Source organism: Type-C symbiont of Plautia stali (assembly GCF_059730935.1).
Window position 1 is genome coordinate 3357007 of record NZ_AP035923.1, and the last position, 16311, is coordinate 3373317.

The 16311-nt window shown below is 57.4% G+C and carries 14 protein-coding genes; 4 read left to right on the forward strand and 10 right to left on the reverse strand.

Annotated features, from left to right (window positions below; translation table 11 throughout):
* Position 1: 1 nt before the first annotated feature.
* The 10 genes from mraY to ilvI all read right to left on the reverse strand — a co-directional run bounded on the left by mraY (position 2) and on the right by ilvI (position 11334).
* Positions 2 to 1084, reverse strand: a complete 1083-nt coding sequence (gene mraY / locus AC6I7J_RS15940; RefSeq protein WP_021507563.1) for a phospho-N-acetylmuramoyl-pentapeptide-transferase — start codon at positions 1082 to 1084, stop codon at positions 2 to 4.
* Complete coding sequence (gene murF, locus AC6I7J_RS15945) at positions 1078 to 2439, reverse strand: UDP-N-acetylmuramoyl-tripeptide--D-alanyl-D-alanine ligase (protein ID WP_394515618.1); 1362 nt, start codon at positions 2437 to 2439, stop codon at positions 1078 to 1080. The genes mraY and murF overlap by 7 nt, the downstream gene beginning before the upstream one ends.
* Positions 2436 to 3923 carry a UDP-N-acetylmuramoyl-L-alanyl-D-glutamate--2,6-diaminopimelate ligase gene (gene murE / locus AC6I7J_RS15950; RefSeq protein WP_088516655.1) on the reverse strand — a complete coding sequence of 496 codons (1488 nt, stop codon included), beginning with the start codon at positions 3921 to 3923 and terminating at the stop codon, positions 2436 to 2438. Before murE ends, murF begins: the two co-directional genes overlap by 4 nt.
* The gene (locus AC6I7J_RS15955) at positions 3910 to 5679 is read right to left on the reverse strand and encodes a peptidoglycan glycosyltransferase FtsI (protein WP_021507566.1); all 1770 of its coding nucleotides are present in this window, start codon (positions 5677 to 5679) and stop codon (positions 3910 to 3912) included. Before AC6I7J_RS15955 ends, murE begins: the two co-directional genes overlap by 14 nt.
* 16 nt (positions 5680 to 5695) lie before the next feature.
* Positions 5696 to 6016 (reverse strand): cell division protein FtsL, encoded by a 321-nt coding sequence (ftsL, locus tag AC6I7J_RS15960; protein ID WP_021507567.1) that lies wholly within the window; start codon positions 6014 to 6016, stop codon positions 5696 to 5698.
* Positions 6013 to 6954: a 16S rRNA (cytosine(1402)-N(4))-methyltransferase RsmH gene (gene rsmH, locus AC6I7J_RS15965; protein ID WP_211724840.1), complete on the reverse strand. Its 942-nt coding sequence runs from the start codon at positions 6952 to 6954 to the stop codon at positions 6013 to 6015. Before rsmH ends, ftsL begins: the two co-directional genes overlap by 4 nt.
* A gap of 2 nt (positions 6955 to 6956) precedes the next feature.
* Entirely contained in the window at positions 6957 to 7415 is a 459-nt protein-coding gene (mraZ, locus tag AC6I7J_RS15970) for a division/cell wall cluster transcriptional repressor MraZ (RefSeq protein ID WP_021507569.1), read from the reverse strand.
* A 492-nt stretch (positions 7416 to 7907) separates the two neighbouring features.
* Entirely contained in the window at positions 7908 to 8918 is a 1011-nt protein-coding gene (gene cra / locus AC6I7J_RS15975) for a catabolite repressor/activator (protein WP_010615604.1), read from the reverse strand.
* A gap of 197 nt (positions 8919 to 9115) precedes the next feature.
* Positions 9116 to 9607: an acetolactate synthase small subunit gene (gene ilvN / locus AC6I7J_RS15980; protein ID WP_010615603.1), complete on the reverse strand. Its 492-nt coding sequence runs from the start codon at positions 9605 to 9607 to the stop codon at positions 9116 to 9118.
* A 2-nt stretch (positions 9608 to 9609) separates the two neighbouring features.
* Positions 9610 to 11334 (reverse strand): acetolactate synthase 3 large subunit, encoded by a 1725-nt coding sequence (gene ilvI, locus AC6I7J_RS15985; protein WP_058774831.1) that lies wholly within the window; start codon positions 11332 to 11334, stop codon positions 9610 to 9612.
* Between the two features lie 731 nt (positions 11335 to 12065).
* On the opposite strand from ilvI, the gene leuL reads away from it, so the two are divergent.
* From leuL to leuC, 4 genes are all read left to right on the forward strand, one after another.
* Entirely contained in the window at positions 12066 to 12149 is an 84-nt protein-coding gene (gene leuL / locus AC6I7J_RS15990; protein WP_125308910.1) for a leu operon leader peptide, read from the forward strand.
* A 93-nt stretch (positions 12150 to 12242) separates the two neighbouring features.
* Positions 12243 to 13805 carry a 2-isopropylmalate synthase gene (gene leuA, locus AC6I7J_RS15995; protein WP_021507571.1) on the forward strand — a complete coding sequence of 521 codons (1563 nt, stop codon included), beginning with the start codon at positions 12243 to 12245 and terminating at the stop codon, positions 13803 to 13805.
* Between the two features lie 2 nt (positions 13806 to 13807).
* A complete protein-coding gene (gene leuB, locus AC6I7J_RS16000; protein ID WP_058759633.1) occupies positions 13808 to 14899 on the forward strand; it encodes a 3-isopropylmalate dehydrogenase in 1092 nt (363 codons plus the stop codon).
* Positions 14900 to 14903: 4 nt separating this feature from the next.
* The gene (leuC, locus tag AC6I7J_RS16005; protein WP_058759634.1) at positions 14904 to 16310 is read left to right on the forward strand and encodes a 3-isopropylmalate dehydratase large subunit; all 1407 of its coding nucleotides are present in this window, start codon (positions 14904 to 14906) and stop codon (positions 16308 to 16310) included.
* The last annotated feature ends 1 nt before the right edge of the window (position 16311 follow it).

The following is a 16311-nucleotide window of genomic DNA, read 5'->3' on the forward strand; positions in this document are numbered from 1 at the left end:
ATTAACGTACCTTGAGCGTTGCCAGGCCAATCAGCACCAGCATCAGCGAAATAATCCAGAAGCGCACGATCACGCGCGGCTCCGGCCAGCCTTTCAGTTCATAGTGGTGGTGAATCGGTGCCATGCGGAAAATACGCTGACCGCGCAGCTTGAACGAACCCACCTGCAGAATCACCGACAGCGTCTCGACCACAAATACGCCGCCCATGATCACCAGCAAAAATTCCTGACGCAGCAGCACTGCCAGCGTGCCCAGTGCGCCACCCAGCGCCAGCGACCCCACGTCGCCCATAAAGACCTGCGCCGGATAGGTGTTGAACCACAGGAAGCCGAGACCGGCCCCGACAATCGCGGTACAGACAATCACCAGCTCACCGGCGTGACGCAGATACGGAATGTGCAGATACTCGGCAAATTTCACGTTACCGGTCGCCCAGGCCACCAGCGCAAATCCCGCCGCGACAAACACCGTTGGCATGATGGCCAGACCATCCAGACCGTCTGTCAGGTTTACCGCATTACCGGTTCCGACAATCACAAAGTAGGCCAGCACCACGTAGAACAGGCCGAGCTGCGGCATAACATCTTTGAAGAACGGCACCACCAGCTGTGTGGCAGGCGTATCTTTACCGGCGATGAACAGCGCGAACGCCACGCCGAGCGAAATCACTGACATCCAGAAATATTTCCAGCGCGCGATCAGGCCTTTAGTGTCTTTACGCACCACTTTGCGGTAGTCATCAACGAAGCCAATTACGCCAAAACCGACCAGTACCACCAGCACGCACCAGACGTAAGGATTGGACGGATAAGCCCACATCAGCACCGAAACCGTGATGGAGGTCAGAATCATTATGCCGCCCATGGTCGGCGTGCCGCGCTTGCTGAAGTGCGACTCCGGACCATCGTTACGTACCACCTGGCCAATCTGCAGTTTCTGCAGCCAGGCGATCAGGCGCGGGCCCATCCATAAAGAGATGAACAGAGCGGTCAGCAGGCTGACAATGGCGCGAAACGTCAGATAGGAAAAGACGTTAAAGCCGGAATAAAATGCGACCAGATGTTCGGCCAGCCAGACTAGCATGTTCCTTTCTCCTGTAAGCTCTGTACTACCTGCTCCATGGCGGCACTACGTGAACCTTTAACCAAAATAGTGATGTCCGCATGTTGGGACAGCAGCGTGCGTAAACGTTCAGTCAGTTCAGCTTTACTGGCGAAATGTTCGCCCCGGCCGCTGCTTTCACTAATCAAATGGCTGAACCTGCCGGTGCTCAGCACACAATCAATACCGGCGGCTTTCGCCGCTTCGCCCACCTGACGATGACAGGCTTCGGCTTCGTCGCCCAGCTCGCCCATATCGCCGACCACCATGACGCGGAAGCCCGGCATATCGCCCAGCACCTGCGCAGCGGCGGTCATCGAACCAACGTTAGCGTTGTAGCTGTCATCCAGCAGCAGCTGATTACCGGCGAGGCGAATCGGGAACAGGCGCCCAGGAACGGGCTGTAAGGTTTTAAGGCCAGACTGGATAGCGGTTAACGGCGCGTCAACCGACAGCGCCAGCGCGGCAGCAGCCAGCGCATTAGCGATATTGTGCCGACCCGGCAGCGGCAGCTCGACGGCGATGTCGCCGCGCGGCGTGTGCAGGGTAAACAGCGTGGCGTCAGCGCGCAGTACGATATCGCTGGCGCGGAATTCCGCGTCTGCCATCGGCTGCGGCGAAAAGCGCCACAGGGTTTTGTCTGCGAACTGCGGCTGCCAGTTGGGCAGATCGTTGCTGTCAGCGTTGATGATTGCGGTGCCGTGTACCGGTAAGCCGCCAAAGATTTCGCCTTTGGCTTTTGCCACGCCCGCCAGTGAACCGAAGCCTTCCAGATGCGCCGCCGCCAGATTGTTGACCAGCGCGGTTTCCGGACGCACCAGATTGGTGGTGTAAGCGATTTCACCCTGATGGTTCGCGCCCATTTCAATCACGGCATACGCGTGTTGCGGGGTAAGACGCAATAGCGTCATCGGCACGCCGTAATCGTTGTTGAGATTGCCGGCGGTATACAGCGTTTCACCGCACTGGCGCAGAATCGCCGCAGTCATCTCTTTCACGGAGGTTTTACCGGAGGAGCCGGTCAGCCCTACCACGCGCGCTTTCGCCTGCTGACGCACCCAGGCGCCGAGCTGACCAAAAGCGATACGCGTGTCAGCGACCACCACCTGCGGCACGTCAACCGCTAAACGACAGTTCACCAGCAGCGCCTGAGCGCCACTGGCGATAGCGTCGGCGGCAAAATCGTGTGCATCGAAACGTTCGCCCACCAGCGCGACAAACAGGCTGCCTGGGGTGACTTTACGGGTATCCGTGGTGACATCCGCAATAGTGAGATCGCTGCCGTGCAGTTGCCCACCGCTAATCTCTGCCAGGGTTTTCAGCGTAACCGAAATCATGCCATTACCCCCAGCAAACGGGCGACGGTGTCGCGGTCAGAGTAGTCAAGACGGCGGTTGCCGATGATTTGATAATCTTCATGGCCTTTACCGGCCACCAGCACGATGTCGTCGGCGCTGGCCTGCATCACCGCATGGGTGACCGCCTGCGCTCGTCCTGCAATGACGCGAGCCCGGCCCGGATCGAGCAGGCCGGTGAGAATGTCGTTAACAATCGCCGTCGGCTCTTCGCTCCGCGGATTGTCATCGGTGATCACCACGATATCGGCAAACTGTTCGGCAATCGCGCCCATCAGCGGGCGTTTGCCTTTGTCACGGTCGCCACCGCAGCCAAATACGCACCACAGCTGGCCCTTGCAGTGCAGCCGGGCCGCTTCCAGCGCTTTTTCCAGCGCGTCAGGCGTATGTGCGTAATCCACCACTACCGTCGGCTTGTGCGCGGCGGTGAACACTTCCATACGACCGCACACCGGCTGCAGCTGGCTGGCACTGGCCACCAGCGTGTCGAGCGGATAATCCAGCGTCAGCAGTGTCGCCAGCGCCAGCAGCAGATTGCTGACGTTAAAGGCACCCATCAGGCGGCTGTCAAACTCGCCGTTGCCCCAGCTTGAACTGAACTGCACGTGTGCGCCGCCGTCGTGATAATCGATCGCCGTCGCCTGCAGCCAGCGGCCACGACAGCCGGGCTGCAGATTGTTGCCCAGCGTAACGGCCACGGCATCCGGTAATTTTTCCAGCCAGCGGCGGCCCACTTCATCATCAGCGTTGATGATGGCCTCGCCTACCTGATGCTCAGAAAACAGCAGCCACTTGGCCGATTCGTAGCCCTGCATGTCACCGTGATAATCAAGGTGATCGCGGCTCAGATTGGTAAATACCGCAGCGGCAAACGGCAGCGCGGCCACGCGATGCTGCACCAGACCGTGCGAAGAGACTTCCATCGCGGCGACGGTAGCTCCCTGCCCGACCAGGTCGTGCAGAATATGCTGTACATCCACCGCCGAACCGGTGGTGTTTTCACTCGGCACCAGCTGACCGTACAGGCCATTGCCCACCGTGCCCATCACCGCGCCGGTTTCGCCCAGCAGGTTGGCCCACTGCGCGATCAGCTGCGTGGTGGTGGTTTTGCCGTTAGTGCCGGTCACACCAATCAGCTTTAATTTGTCAGCCGGCTGCTGGTAGAAACGCCCGGCCAACGCGGAAAGGCGCTGCGGCAGCTGGGCCAGATAGATGACCGGGACGCCGTGCATCTCGCGGATATCACCATCGCTGGCTTCGCCTTCAGCCTCGGCAATGACCGCCGCCACACCCTGGGCGATGGCCTGTGGAATAAATCGACGTCCATCAGCATGATGGCCCGCCACGGCGATAAACAGATCGCCAGCAGCCGCAGCGCGGCTGTCCAGTGTCATGTCACGGAGTGGACGCGCCGGCGCGCCAGGCACCCACGGGGCCAGCAAGTCGCGCAGGTTACGATCTGTCACTTGATTCCTCACTTCTCTTATTCTTCACCAACTCGTTTTTATCCACCGTTGGCAGCGCATCCGGTTCAATGTTCATGGTGCGCAGGACACCGCCCATGATGGCGCCAAACACCGGTGCAGAAACCGCACCACCATAATATTTACCGGCCTGGGGATCGTTGATCACCACCACCAGCGCAAAACGCGGGCGACTGGCAGGCGCAACGCCCGCGGTGTAAGCAATGTATTTATTGACGTAGCGTCCGTCCGGCCCGACTTTTTTCGCGGTACCGGTTTTGATCGCGATGCGATAGCCCTTGATGGCGGCTTTAACACCACCGCCACCCGGCAGCGCCACGCTTTCCATCATGTGCATCACGGTTTTCACCAGGTCTTCCGGGAAAACGCGCTCGCCCGCCACCGGCGGGTCAACTTTGGTAATCGACAGCGGGCGGTTGATGCCGTAGCTGCCAATGGTTGCGTAGACTCGCGCTAACTGTAACGGCGTTACCATTAGCCCATAGCCGAAAGAGAAGGTGGCCCTCTCTATGTCAGACCACCGTTGTTTTTGAGGGTATAAGCCACTACTTTCCCCGACCAGCCCCAAATTGGTCGGTTTACCCAGGCCAAAGCGCGCGTAAGTTTCTACCAGCGCTGAGGAGGGCATCGCTAACGCGAGGCGCGAAACCCCGACGTTACTCGACTTCTGCAGAACCCCGGTAAGGGTCAATTCGTTATAGCGCGCCACGTCTTTGATCTCATGACCATTGACGCGATACGGCACGGTGTTCAGAACGCTGTTCTCTTTCACCACGCCGCGCTGTAGTGCGGTCATCACCACCATTGGCTTCACGGTGGAACCCGGCTCGAAGATGTCGGTAATAGCGCGGTTACGCATGACGTCTTTCGGCGTGTTGCTGAGATTATTGGGGTTGTAAGCCGGGCTGTTGGCCATCGCCAGCACTTCGCCGGTGTTCACGTCCACCAGCACCGCAGTGCCAGATTCGGCTTTGTTGAAGGCAACGGCATTGTTCAGTTCGCGGTACACCAGCGCCTGCAGGCGCTCGTCGATGCTCAGCGTCAGGTTGTGCGCGGCGCGGCTGTCGACCGAGGAGATATCTTCAATCACCCGCCCGTAGCGGTCTTTGCGCACGGTACGTTCGCCCGGCTCGCCGGTCAGCCATTTATCAAAGCTCTTCTCGATGCCTTCAATGCCCTGGCCGTCAATGTTGGTGAAGCCAATCAGGTGGGCAGTGACCTGACCGGCGGGATAGTAGCGGCGCGACTCCTGGCGCAGGTAAATACCGGGCAGCTTGAGCTTTTTCACGTATTCGCCAATCGCCGGGTTAACCTGACGGGCGAGGTAAATAAAGCGCCCTTTTGGGTTGGCGTTGACGCGCGCCGCCAGCTGATCCAGCGGGATCGACAGCGCATCCGACAAGGCTTTCCAGCGGCTATCAACGGTGACGCCGCCGTGCTCGGTCAGCTCTTTGGGATCGGCCCAGATGGCGTTAACCGGCACGCTTACTGCCAGCGGGCGTCCGGCGCGATCGCTGATCATGCCGCGTGCGGTAGGCACTTCCTGCACGCGCAGCGAACGTAAATCGCCTTCCTTCACCAGCTTATCCGGGCTAATGACCTGCAGCCACGCCACGCGCGACAGCAATCCGCCCAGCGCCAGAAGAATACAGCCGCACAGCAACGCAAAACGCCAGCTTACAAAGCTGGCCTTATCTTCCTGTTTTCTTAACTTCAGCGTTTTGCCTGCGCCGCTCATTGAGGTCTGCGATTCCTTATTTCTGCACCACAATATTTTCCTGTGAAGGATCAACATGCTGCAACTGCAGCTTATCGGTTGCTATCCGTTCTACCCGGCTGTGATCGCCCAGCGCATTCTCTTCGAGGATCAGGTTGCGCCATTCGATATCCAGCGCATCACGCTCCAGCACCAGCTGCTCACGCTGCGCCGTCAGCAGACGGGTCTTATGCGTGGTGGTCACCACCAGCACCGAAGAAACCAGCACGGCGATCAGCAGCAGCAGCGGGATCTTGCCAAAACGCAGCAGATCGCCACCAATGACGCCGGGCAGGCTGTGACGCTCATTGCCAATCACGATGCGGTTCTCTCAGCGATACGCAGGACCGAACTGCGCGCGCGCGGGTTGTCTTGGACTTCCGCTTCGCCAGGAATCAGCTTGCCGAGGGTTTTTAGTTCACGTCCGCCCAGCGCTTTCAGCTGGCTCTCGGTCATCGGAATCCCGGCCGGCACCTGCGGTCCGCGGCTCTGATCACGCATAAACCGCTTCACCAGCCGATCCTCCAGCGAGTGGAAGCTGATGATGGATAAACGCCCGCCCGGTGCCAGCACCGTCAATGCCCCTTTCAGCGCGATATCGATCTCTTCCAGCTCACTGTTGATCCAGATGCGTATCGCCTGGAAGCTGCGCGTCGCCGGATGCTTAAACTTGTCTTTTACCGGCGTTGCCGCCGCAATCAGATCGGCCAGCTCTTTGGTGCGCGTCATCGGCTGTTCCCGGTTGCGCTCGACAATGGCGCGGGCGATGCGTTTCGCAAAACGCTCTTCGCCGTAGGTTTTCAGCACAAACGCAATGTCTGCTTCTTCCGCGCTCTGCAACCACTCGGCTGCCGACTGACCGCGCGTCGGATCCATACGCATATCCAGCGGCCCGTCGCGCATAAAGGAGAAACCGCGCTCGGCGTCATCCAGCTGAGGCGAAGAGACGCCCAAATCCAGCAGTACGCCGTCGATTTTGCCGGTCAGCCCGCGCTCTTCGACATACTCAGCCAGCGCTGAAAACGGCCCGTGCACAATCGAAAAACGTGGATCTTTTATCTCAGCGGCTGCGGCTATGGCTTGCGGATCGCGGTCGATCGCCAGTAACTGTCCGTGCGCGCCAAGCTGCGACAGGATCAGGCGTGAGTGACCGCCGCGACCAAAGGTGCCGTCAATATAAATGCCGTCTTCCCTGATATTAAGGCCGTTAACCGCCTCATCCAGCAGCACCGTGGTGTGTTTAAAATTTTCCTGCATAGCTATAGCGACAAGTCCTGCAACCGCTCAGATAAAGGCTCCTGAGCTGACTGTTCTGCGTCAATATCGTCCTTAACTTGTTGATACCAGGTCTGTTCATCCCACAGCTCAAACTTGTTGAACTGTCCAACCAGCATCACTTCTTTGGTCAGGCTCGCATGCTGGCGCAACGTATTCGCCAGCAGTAAACGGCCTGCGTTATCCATCTGGCACTCGCTGGCATGACCTAACAGCAGACGCTGCACGCGACGCTCGTTCGGATTCATACTGGATAACCGGGCCAGTTTTTTCTCAATAATTTCCCATTCGGGCAGGGTATAAAGCAGCAGGCAGGGCTGATGGAGGTCAATGGTGCAAACCATTTGACCCTGAGACTCTGCGAGCAGCAATTCGCGATAACGCGTCGGCACCGCCAGGCGCCCTTTGCTGTCGAGATTGACTAACGTTGCTCCACGGAACATGCCAGCCCTACCCCTCAGTTACCCGTTTTCACCACTTTATCCCACTTTTTACCACGAAACGAGTTTACGGAGCCGATGAAATCCTTGTCAAGCCGCAACGGCAAGTGAATATCACTCTTTACACCGAATGAAATTAACCGGAGAGAAGAATAAGAGGAGAATGAAAGGCCAATTTAAAATTAACCTGATGAATAACAGTATAAAAAAAACTTGCGTCAGATTTATCGGTGAAAATTAGCGCAATTTTACCGCTGCGATTATTCTGCCCCAATCTGCGACGGCGGCGGCATTTTAGGGGATTTCTGAAAGGAAGCCCAGCACCATCGCGTCAGCTCTGCTATGCGCGATTGCTGAAGATGTAAACAAATAAGAAAATCCAGCGCCGATAATTCGTTAGCCGGGGCGATGATAATTTACGCTTTTTTACGCCCGTGTGCGTCTGGTTAAATATGGATGAGAGAAATTAGCGCGGGCGACGTCTCGCCCGACGCTTCATTTAGCGCGACGACTTAATTGTCCGCGGCGGAATAAATTACGGCGAATACGGGTTAAACCCGGCTTCGGTTTGCGTGGCTCATCCAGCGAAGCCAGCACCAGCTCCAGCACACGCTCAGCAACATCGCGATGGCGCTGCCCTACCGCCAGCACCGGGCACTCCAGAAAGTCTAATAATTCGTGGTCGCCGAAAGTTGCAATAGCCAGGTCTGTCGGCAAGCGGCCGTCACGCTTCAGCGTCACGTCCATCACCCCCTGCAGCAGGCCAAACGAGGTGGTAAACAGCGCTTCGGGCATCGCGTGGTCTTCAAGGTATTTTTCAAACAGCGTCGCCGCAGCGGCGCGGTCAAAGCTATTGCAATAGATGAAATCGATCGGGCGTTCATCGCCCTGCCACGCCTCGCGGAACCCCATTTCACGCAGGAAGCTGACCGACAGCTCCGGCAGCGCGCCGAGAAACAGCACATTTTTCACCGGCAGCTGACGCAATTCAGCCGCCAGCGCCTGCGCGTCATCCTGATCGGCACCGACCACGCTGGTAAAGTGTTCACGATCCAGCGCGCGGTCCAGCGCGATAATCGGCAGCGGATCGTTGACCCAGCGCTGATAGAACGGATGTTCCGGCGGCAGCGACGTGGAGACAATGATCGCATCCACCTGACGCTGCAGCAGGTGCTCAATGCAGCGCATTTCGTTATCCGGCTGATCTTCGGAACAGGCAATCAGCAGCTGATAGCCGCGCTGACGCGCCTGGCGTTCGAGATAGTTGGCGATGCGGGTATAACTGGTGTTTTCCAGATCGGGGATCACCAGACCAATCGAACGGGTGCGTCCGGCGCGCAGGCCCGCAGCCACCGCGTTGGGGTGATAGTTGTACTCACGCACCACCGCCATGACTTTCTCAACGGTTTTGTCGCTGACACGATACTGCCGCGCTTTGCCATTGATGACATAGCTCGCCGTGGTGCGCGACACGCCCGCCAGGCGCGCAATTTCATCCAGTTTCACGATGACACCTTAATTCTGATAAGCCAGGGCTGGCGAAAATGTCCGCAGAGTAGCTAAGGGTAAAACATTTGTAACATCTAACCGCAGAACAGTACGCTGAGCAACCGCTTTTCATGCACAAGCGGCCGAAGCGCATAAAATAAAAAAACCCGGCATTCCGCCGGGTTAGCTTGAAAACCGATGATAACTTTGCGGTATTAACGCATTACGCGATCGCCGCGTGATACCCCGACGATGCCGGAACGCGCCACTTCAACGATTTCCGCCACTTCGCGTACGGTGTTGAGGAACGCGTCGAGTTTATCGCTGGTGCCGGCCAGCTGAACCGTGTACAGCGTCGGCGTCACATCGATGATCTGCCCACGGAAAATTTCCGCACTGCGTTTTACCTCTTCGCGACCGTACCCGCTGGCCTGAATCTTCACCAGCATGATTTCACGCTCGACGTAAGCGCCCTGCCCCAGTTCGCTGACGCGCAACACGTCCACCAGCTTATGCAGCTGCTTTTCGATCTGCTCCAGCACTTTCTGGTCGCCCACGGTCTGAATGGTCATACGCGACAGGGTAGGATCATCGGTCGGCGCGACGGTCAGGCTCTCAATGTTATAGCCGCGCTGGGAAAACAGCCCCACCACGCGCGACAATGCGCCGGATTCGTTCTCCAGCAGAACTGATAAAATACGACGCATAATTAAGTCCTCTCCGTTTTGCTCAACCACATCTCATCCATCGCGCCACCGCGAATCTGCATCGGGTAGACGTGCTCGCTGCCGTCCACCGTGACATCCACAAACACCAGACGCCCTTTCGCCAGCGTATCGAGCGCCAGCTGCAGCTTCTCTTCCAGCTCAGCCGGATGCTGAATCGCGATGCCCACGTGGCCATAGGCTTCCGCCAGGCGCACGAAGTCCGGCAGCGACTCCATATAAGATTGTGAATGGCGGCCGGAGTAAATCATGTCCTGCCACTGTTTCACCATGCCGAGGAAGCGGTTGTTCAGGTTCAGCACCAGCACCGGCAGGTCATACTGTAGCGCGGTCGACAGCTCCTGAATATTCATCTGAATACTGCCGTCGCCGGTTACGCAAATTACGGTCTCCTGCGGCAGCGCCATCTTCACGCCGAGTGCCGCCGGCAGGCCAAAGCCCATGGTGCCGAGGCCGCCGGAGTTGATCCAGCGACGCGGTTTATCGAACTGATAGTAAAGCGCGGCGAACATCTGGTGCTGGCCGACGTCCGAGGTCACATAAGCCTCACCGCGCGTCAGACGACAAATGGTTTCGATCACCGCCTGCGGTTTAATTTTGTCGCTGGTACGGTCAAATTCCAGGCACTTGCGGCTGCGCCAGCCTTCAATGCTCTGCCACCAGTCACGCAGGCTGTCGAGCTCCTGCTTCGCCTCGCTCTGCGCCAGCAGCTCCAGCATCTGCGTCAGCGTCTGTCTGGCATCGCCGACAATCGGAATATCGGCGCTGACGGTCTTGGAAATCGAAGTCGGGTCGACGTCAATGTGCATCACGGTGGCATTCGGGCAATACTTCGCCAGATTGTTGGTGGTGCGGTCGTCAAAGCGTACGCCGATACCAAAGATCAGATCGGCATTGTGCATGGTCATGTTGGCTTCATAGGTGCCGTGCATACCGAGCATGCCCACACACTGACGATGCGTGCCCGGGAACGCGCCCAGCCCCATCAGCGAGGTGGTGACCGGAATATTCAGCTGCTCTGCCAGCTGCAGCAGTTCCGCCTCGCAGCCTGAAGTAATGGCCCCGCCGCCGACATAAATTACCGGCTTGTGCGCCGCCAGCAGCGTCTGCAGCGCGCGCTTGATCTGGCCTTTGTGGCCCTGCAGCGTCGGGTTGTAAGAGCGCATGCTGACGGTTTCCGGCCACACATATGGCAGCTTGTTGGCCGGATTCAGAATATCTTTTGGCAGATCAATCACCACCGGTCCCGGACGACCGCTGGCCGCCAGCCAGAAGGCTTTTTTCAGCACCGTCGGAATCTCTTCGGTGCTTTTCACCAGGAAGCTGTGCTTCACCACCGGACGCGAAATCCCCACCATGTCGCACTCCTGGAAGGCGTCATAGCCAATCAGCGAGGACGGCACCTGACCGGAGAGGATCACCAGCGGAATGGAATCCATATACGCGGTCGCAATACCGGTGATAGCGTTGGTGGCGCCAGGACCTGAGGTGACCAGCACCACGCCGACTTCGCCGGTCGCGCGCGCCAGGCCATCCGCCATATGTACGGCGCCCTGCTCGTGGCGCACCAGCACGTGGTCAATACCACCGACCGTTTGCAGCGCATCATAAATATCGAGCACCGCACCGCCCGGATAACCGAATACCTGCTTAACGCCCTGATCGATTAACGAACGGACGACCATTTCGGCTCCTGACAACATCTCCATTTTCTGCCTCCAGGCTTGAGAGCCAGCTGCGCCAGCAAACGCTATCCTGCGTGCCGCTCGCATCTGTCCCTTTATTGCCAATTAAGATCAAAACCTTATGTTTATGCTCAGAAGACGCCATTCATTTCGTCTTCCAGGTACAGGGAATCTACCTGCGTGGATTCTTTTGAGAGTAGGTCGATTACCATAACCGCAGAAAACCCGGCCTGCAAACGTCATAAGGCGGCACAGCGCTGTCAGTGACAAAAAAGGCACTGACGCGTGATTATCGCCCGGGAGGAATAAACTAATGCGACGGCATAAGGACAGAGGAAAATGCTGGTTTGCAGATTATTTACAGCGTGTTGTAAGAAATATGATTTTCATATTGCCAGCGTGTTTAGCCCACAATTTTTTCCGCTACCGCGTTTCTGGCGTGATTAACTCTTAAATCCCTCTTCCACATCACAATCTGCTAAGCAACAAGCTTTATCTTGTTTTTCCACCTGACGAATAAGCCTTACTAAAAACATATAATTCAGCAACTTAAAATTATCCGCCTTTTTTAAAAGATTTTTTAAAGTGGCATAACGCGCTAAGCTACCGTTAATTAATGGCAATGCTCTGTGATGGCCGATAATCCCAGCACATCGCCCTTTACCGGCCAGAGAAATACCCTTTCACTTAGGGTTGACATCGCCAGGCGAATCCAGTACCAATATGTGCAGCACTCATTTTACGAGGTTTGATTCATGTCACGTTCTTTTCGTCTACTCGGTCTACTACTTAACGCATCCAGTTTGCGCGGTAGACTCGTGGGCGAAATCAACAACTGATTCGAACCTGCTGAAAGTTAAAAAACCCGCGCCACTGCGCGGGTTTTTTTATGCTCGTAGCACCGGCGAAGTCAATGCAAAAGGAAGATGACCATGAGCCAGCAAGTAATAATTTTCGATACCACTCTGCGCGACGGCGAACAGGCATTACAGGCCAGCCTGAGTGTTAAAGAAAAACTGCAGATCGCCCTGGCGCTGGAAAGGATGGGCGTGGATGTAATGGAAGTCGGTTTTCCGGTCTCTTCGCCGGGTGATTTCGAATCCGTGCAGACCATTGCCCGGACCATCAAAAACAGCCGCGTGTGTGGTCTGGCGCGCTGTGTCGAGAAAGATATCGATGCGGCTTACGAATCGCTGCGCGTGGCCGATGCCTTCCGTATTCACACCTTTATCGCTACTTCGCCGATGCATATCGCCACTAAACTGCGCAGCACGCTGCCGGAAGTGATTGAACGCGCGGTGCACATGATTAAGCGGGCGCGCAACTATACCGATGACGTTGAGTTCTCCTGCGAAGACGGTGGCCGTACGCCGATTGACGACCTGTGCCGCATGGTAGAAGCCGCAATCAACGCCGGTGCCACCACCATCAATATTCCGGACACCGTGGGCTACACCCTGCCGGGCGAGTACGCCAACATTATTGGTCAGCTGGTACAGCGCGTACCCAACATCGACAAAGCGATTCTGTCGGTGCACACCCATGACGATCTGGGTATGGCGACCGGTAACGCCATTGCGGCAGTGCTGGCCGGTGCGCGTCAGGTCGAAGGCACGCTGAACGGCCTGGGTGAGCGCGCCGGTAACTGTGCGCTGGAAGAGGTGATCATGGCGATTAAAACCCGTCAGCAGATCATGAACGTGCACACCAATATCAATCATCAGGAAATCTACCGCACCAGCCAGATTGTCAGCCAGATCTGCAACATGCCGATCCCGGCCAACAAAGCGGTGGTCGGTTCCAACGCCTTCGCCCACTCCTCCGGCATTCATCAGGATGGCGTGCTGAAGAACCGCGAAAACTACGAAATTCTGACGCCAGAATCGATTGGCCTGCACAAAATTCAGCTTAACCTGACCTCCCGCTCCGGCCGTGCCGCCGTGAAGCACCGTATGGAAGAGATGGGTTATAAAGAGTCCGATTACAACCTGGATACGCTGTACGACGCCTTCCTCAAGCTGGCGGACAAAAAAGGCCAGGTGTTCGATTACGACCTGGAAGCGCTGGCCTTCATTAATAAGCAGAATGAAGAGCCGGAGTACTTCCAGCTGAACGAATTCAACGTGCAGACCGGCTCCAGCGTCACCGCGACGGCGTCGGTGCAGCTGGGCTGCGGCGAAGAGGCCAAAGCCGACGCCGCCACCGGTAACGGTCCGGTTGATGCCGTCTACCAGGCCATTAACCGTATTACCGGCTTCGATGCTGAGCTGGTGAACTACAAGCTGACCGCGAAAGGCCACGGCGAAAACGCGCTGGGTCAGGTCGATATCGTGGTCAACTACAACGGGCGTAAATTCCACGGCGTGGGCCTGGCGACCGATATCGTCGAATCCTCGGCGAAAGCGATGGTGAATGCCCTGAACAACATCTGGCGGGCAAAGCAGGTCGAAAAAGAATTGCAGCGTAAATTTAAAGATCAGAAGGAAACGGTGTAACTATGACTCAGTCTTATCATATTGCGGTAATGCCAGGCGACGGAATCGGTCCGGAAGTGATGGCGCAGGCCATGAAAGTTCTCGACGCGATTCGCGCGCGCTTCGATATGCGCATCACCACCAGCGAATATGATGTCGGCGGTATCGCCATCGATCGTCACGGTGAACCTTTACCCGCCGCCACCGTGGCCGGTGCTGAGCAGGCCGATGCCATTCTGTTCGGCTCGGTCGGCGGTCCAAAATGGGAACACCTGCCGCCGGCCGGCCAGCCTGAGCGCGGTGCGCTGCTGCCGCTGCGTAAACACTTCAAACTGTTCAGCAACCTGCGCCCGGCGGCACTGTACAAAGGTCTGGAAGCATTTTGCCCGCTGCGCAGTGACATCGCCGCCCGCGGCTTCGATATCCTGTGCGTGCGTGAGCTGACCGGTGGCATCTATTTCGGCCAGCCGAAAGGCCGCGAAGGCAGCGGCGCGCATGAACGCGCTTTTGATACCGAGGTCTATCACCGTTTTGAAATCGAACGTATTGCCCGCAACGCCTTTGAAGCTGCGCGCAAGCGTCGTAACAAAGTGACTTCCGTTGATAAAGCTAACGTGCTGGCGACCTCGGTGATGTGGCGTGAAATCGTCAACGAAGTGGCAAAAGATTATCCGGATGTGCAGCTGAGCCATATGTACATCGACAACGCCACCATGCAGCTGATTAAGGATCCGTCGCAGTTTGACGTTTTACTCTGCTCGAATCTGTTTGGTGACATTCTGTCGGACGAGTGCGCGATGATTACCGGCTCGATGGGCATGCTGCCTTCGGCCAGCCTGAATGAAGAGGGATTCGGCCTGTTCGAACCGGCGGGCGGTTCCGCACCGGATATCGCCGGCCAGAACATCGCCAACCCGATTGCGCAGATTCTGTCGCTGGCGATGCTGCTGCGTTTCAGCCTGAACGCTGACGCCGCTGCGGATAGCATTGAGCGCGCGGTAAGCCGTGCGCTGGAAGCGGGCCATCGCACCCGTGATTTGGCCGGTGACGGCCCTGCCGTGAGCACCGATGAAATGGGCAGCATCATTGCCGGTTACATCAGCGAGGAAAAATAACAAAATGAAAAGCTTATACCAGAAGTTATTTGATGCACATGTCGTTCACGAAGCGCCAGACGAAACGCCGTTACTGTATATCGATCGTCACCTGATTCACGAAGTCACCTCGCCGCAGGCGTTTGACGGTCTGCGTGCGCACGGCCGTAAAGTGCGCCAGCCGTCGAAGACCTTTGCCACCATGGACCACAACGTTTCCACCCAGACCAAAGACATCAACGCCTCGGGTGAGATGGCGCGTATTCAGATGCAGGAGCTGATGAAGAACTGTGCTGAGTTCGGCATTCAGCTGTATGACCTGAACCACCCGTTCCAGGGCATTGTGCACGTGATCGGTCCTGAGCAGGGCATGACGCTGCCGGGCATGACCATCGTTTGCGGCGACTCGCACACCGCAACGCACGGCGCCTTCGGTTCCCTGGCGTTCGGTATCGGCACCTCCGAAGTGGAGCACGTGTTCGCCACCCAGACTCTGAAACAGGGCCGGGCGAAAACCATGAAGATTGAAGTGCTGGGCGAAGCTGCGCCGGGCATCACCGCCAAAGACATCGTACTGGCGATCATCGGTAAAACCGGCAGCGCCGGCGGCACCGGTCACGTGGTTGAATTCTGTGGCCCGGCGATTGAAGCGCTGAGCATGGAAGGCCGCATGACGCTGTGCAACATGGCGATTGAGATGGGCGCCAAAGCGGGCCTGGTGGCACCGGATGACACCACGTTTGCCTATCTGAAAGACAAGCAGTTTGCGCCGAAGGGCGAGCAGTGGGAGCAGGCGGTGGCTTACTGGCGCACCCTGAAGTCCGACAGCGACGCGCAGTTTGACGCCGTCGTGACGCTGAATGCTGCCGATATCGCGCCGCAGGTCACCTGGGGCACCAATCCGGGCCAGGTGATGGCCGTGGATCAGGCCATCCCGAATCCGGCCTCGTTTGCCGATCCGGTTGAACGCGCTTCCGCCGAGAAAGCGCTGGCCTATATGGATCTGCAGCCGGGCATCAAACTGACTGAGGTAGCGATCGATAAAGTGTTTATCGGTTCCTGCACCAACTCACGTATCGAAGATCTGCGCGCGGCTGCCGCGATCGCCAAAGGCCGCAAAGTGGCGCCGGGTGTGGTTGCGATGGTGGTGCCAGGTTCTGGTCCGGTGAAAGCGCAGGCTGAAGCCGAAGGCCTGGACAAAATCTTCCTCGAAGCCGGTTTTGAGTGGCGTCTGCCGGGCTGTTCGATGTGCCTGGCAATGAATAACGACCGTCTGAATCCGGGCGAGCGCTGTGCCTCAACCAGTAACCGTAACTTTGAAGGTCGCCAGGGTCGCGGCGGTCGCACCCATCTGGTGAGCCCGGCGATGGCTGCTGCGGCGGCGGTAACCGGTCGTTTTGCCGACATTCGTGAATTGACTCAGGGAGCTTAAG

Excerpts from the sequence above, each read along its gene's own strand:
- mraY (WP_021507563.1), bottom strand. The coding sequence starts at position 1,084 with ATGCTAGTCTGGCTGGCCGAACATCTGGTCGCATTTTATTCCGGCTTT.
- murF (WP_394515618.1), bottom strand. The coding sequence starts at position 2,439 with ATGATTTCGGTTACGCTGAAAACCCTGGCAGAGATTAGCGGTGGGCAA.
- AC6I7J_RS15955 (WP_021507566.1), bottom strand. The coding sequence starts at position 5,679 with ATGAGCGGCGCAGGCAAAACGCTGAAGTTAAGAAAACAGGAAGATAAG.
- rsmH (WP_211724840.1), bottom strand. The coding sequence starts at position 6,954 with ATGCAGGAAAATTTTAAACACACCACGGTGCTGCTGGATGAGGCGGTT.
- mraZ (WP_021507569.1), bottom strand. The coding sequence starts at position 7,415 with ATGTTCCGTGGAGCAACGTTAGTCAATCTCGACAGCAAAGGGCGCCTG.
- ilvN (WP_010615603.1), bottom strand. The coding sequence starts at position 9,607 with ATGCGTCGTATTTTATCAGTTCTGCTGGAGAACGAATCCGGCGCATTG.
- ilvI (WP_058774831.1), bottom strand. The coding sequence starts at position 11,334 with ATGGAGATGTTGTCAGGAGCCGAAATGGTCGTCCGTTCGTTAATCGAT.
- leuL (WP_125308910.1), top strand. The coding sequence starts at position 12,066 with ATGTCACGTTCTTTTCGTCTACTCGGTCTACTACTTAACGCATCCAGT.
- leuA (WP_021507571.1), top strand. The coding sequence starts at position 12,243 with ATGAGCCAGCAAGTAATAATTTTCGATACCACTCTGCGCGACGGCGAA.
- leuB (WP_058759633.1), top strand. The coding sequence starts at position 13,808 with ATGACTCAGTCTTATCATATTGCGGTAATGCCAGGCGACGGAATCGGT.
- leuC (WP_058759634.1), top strand. The coding sequence starts at position 14,904 with ATGAAAAGCTTATACCAGAAGTTATTTGATGCACATGTCGTTCACGAA.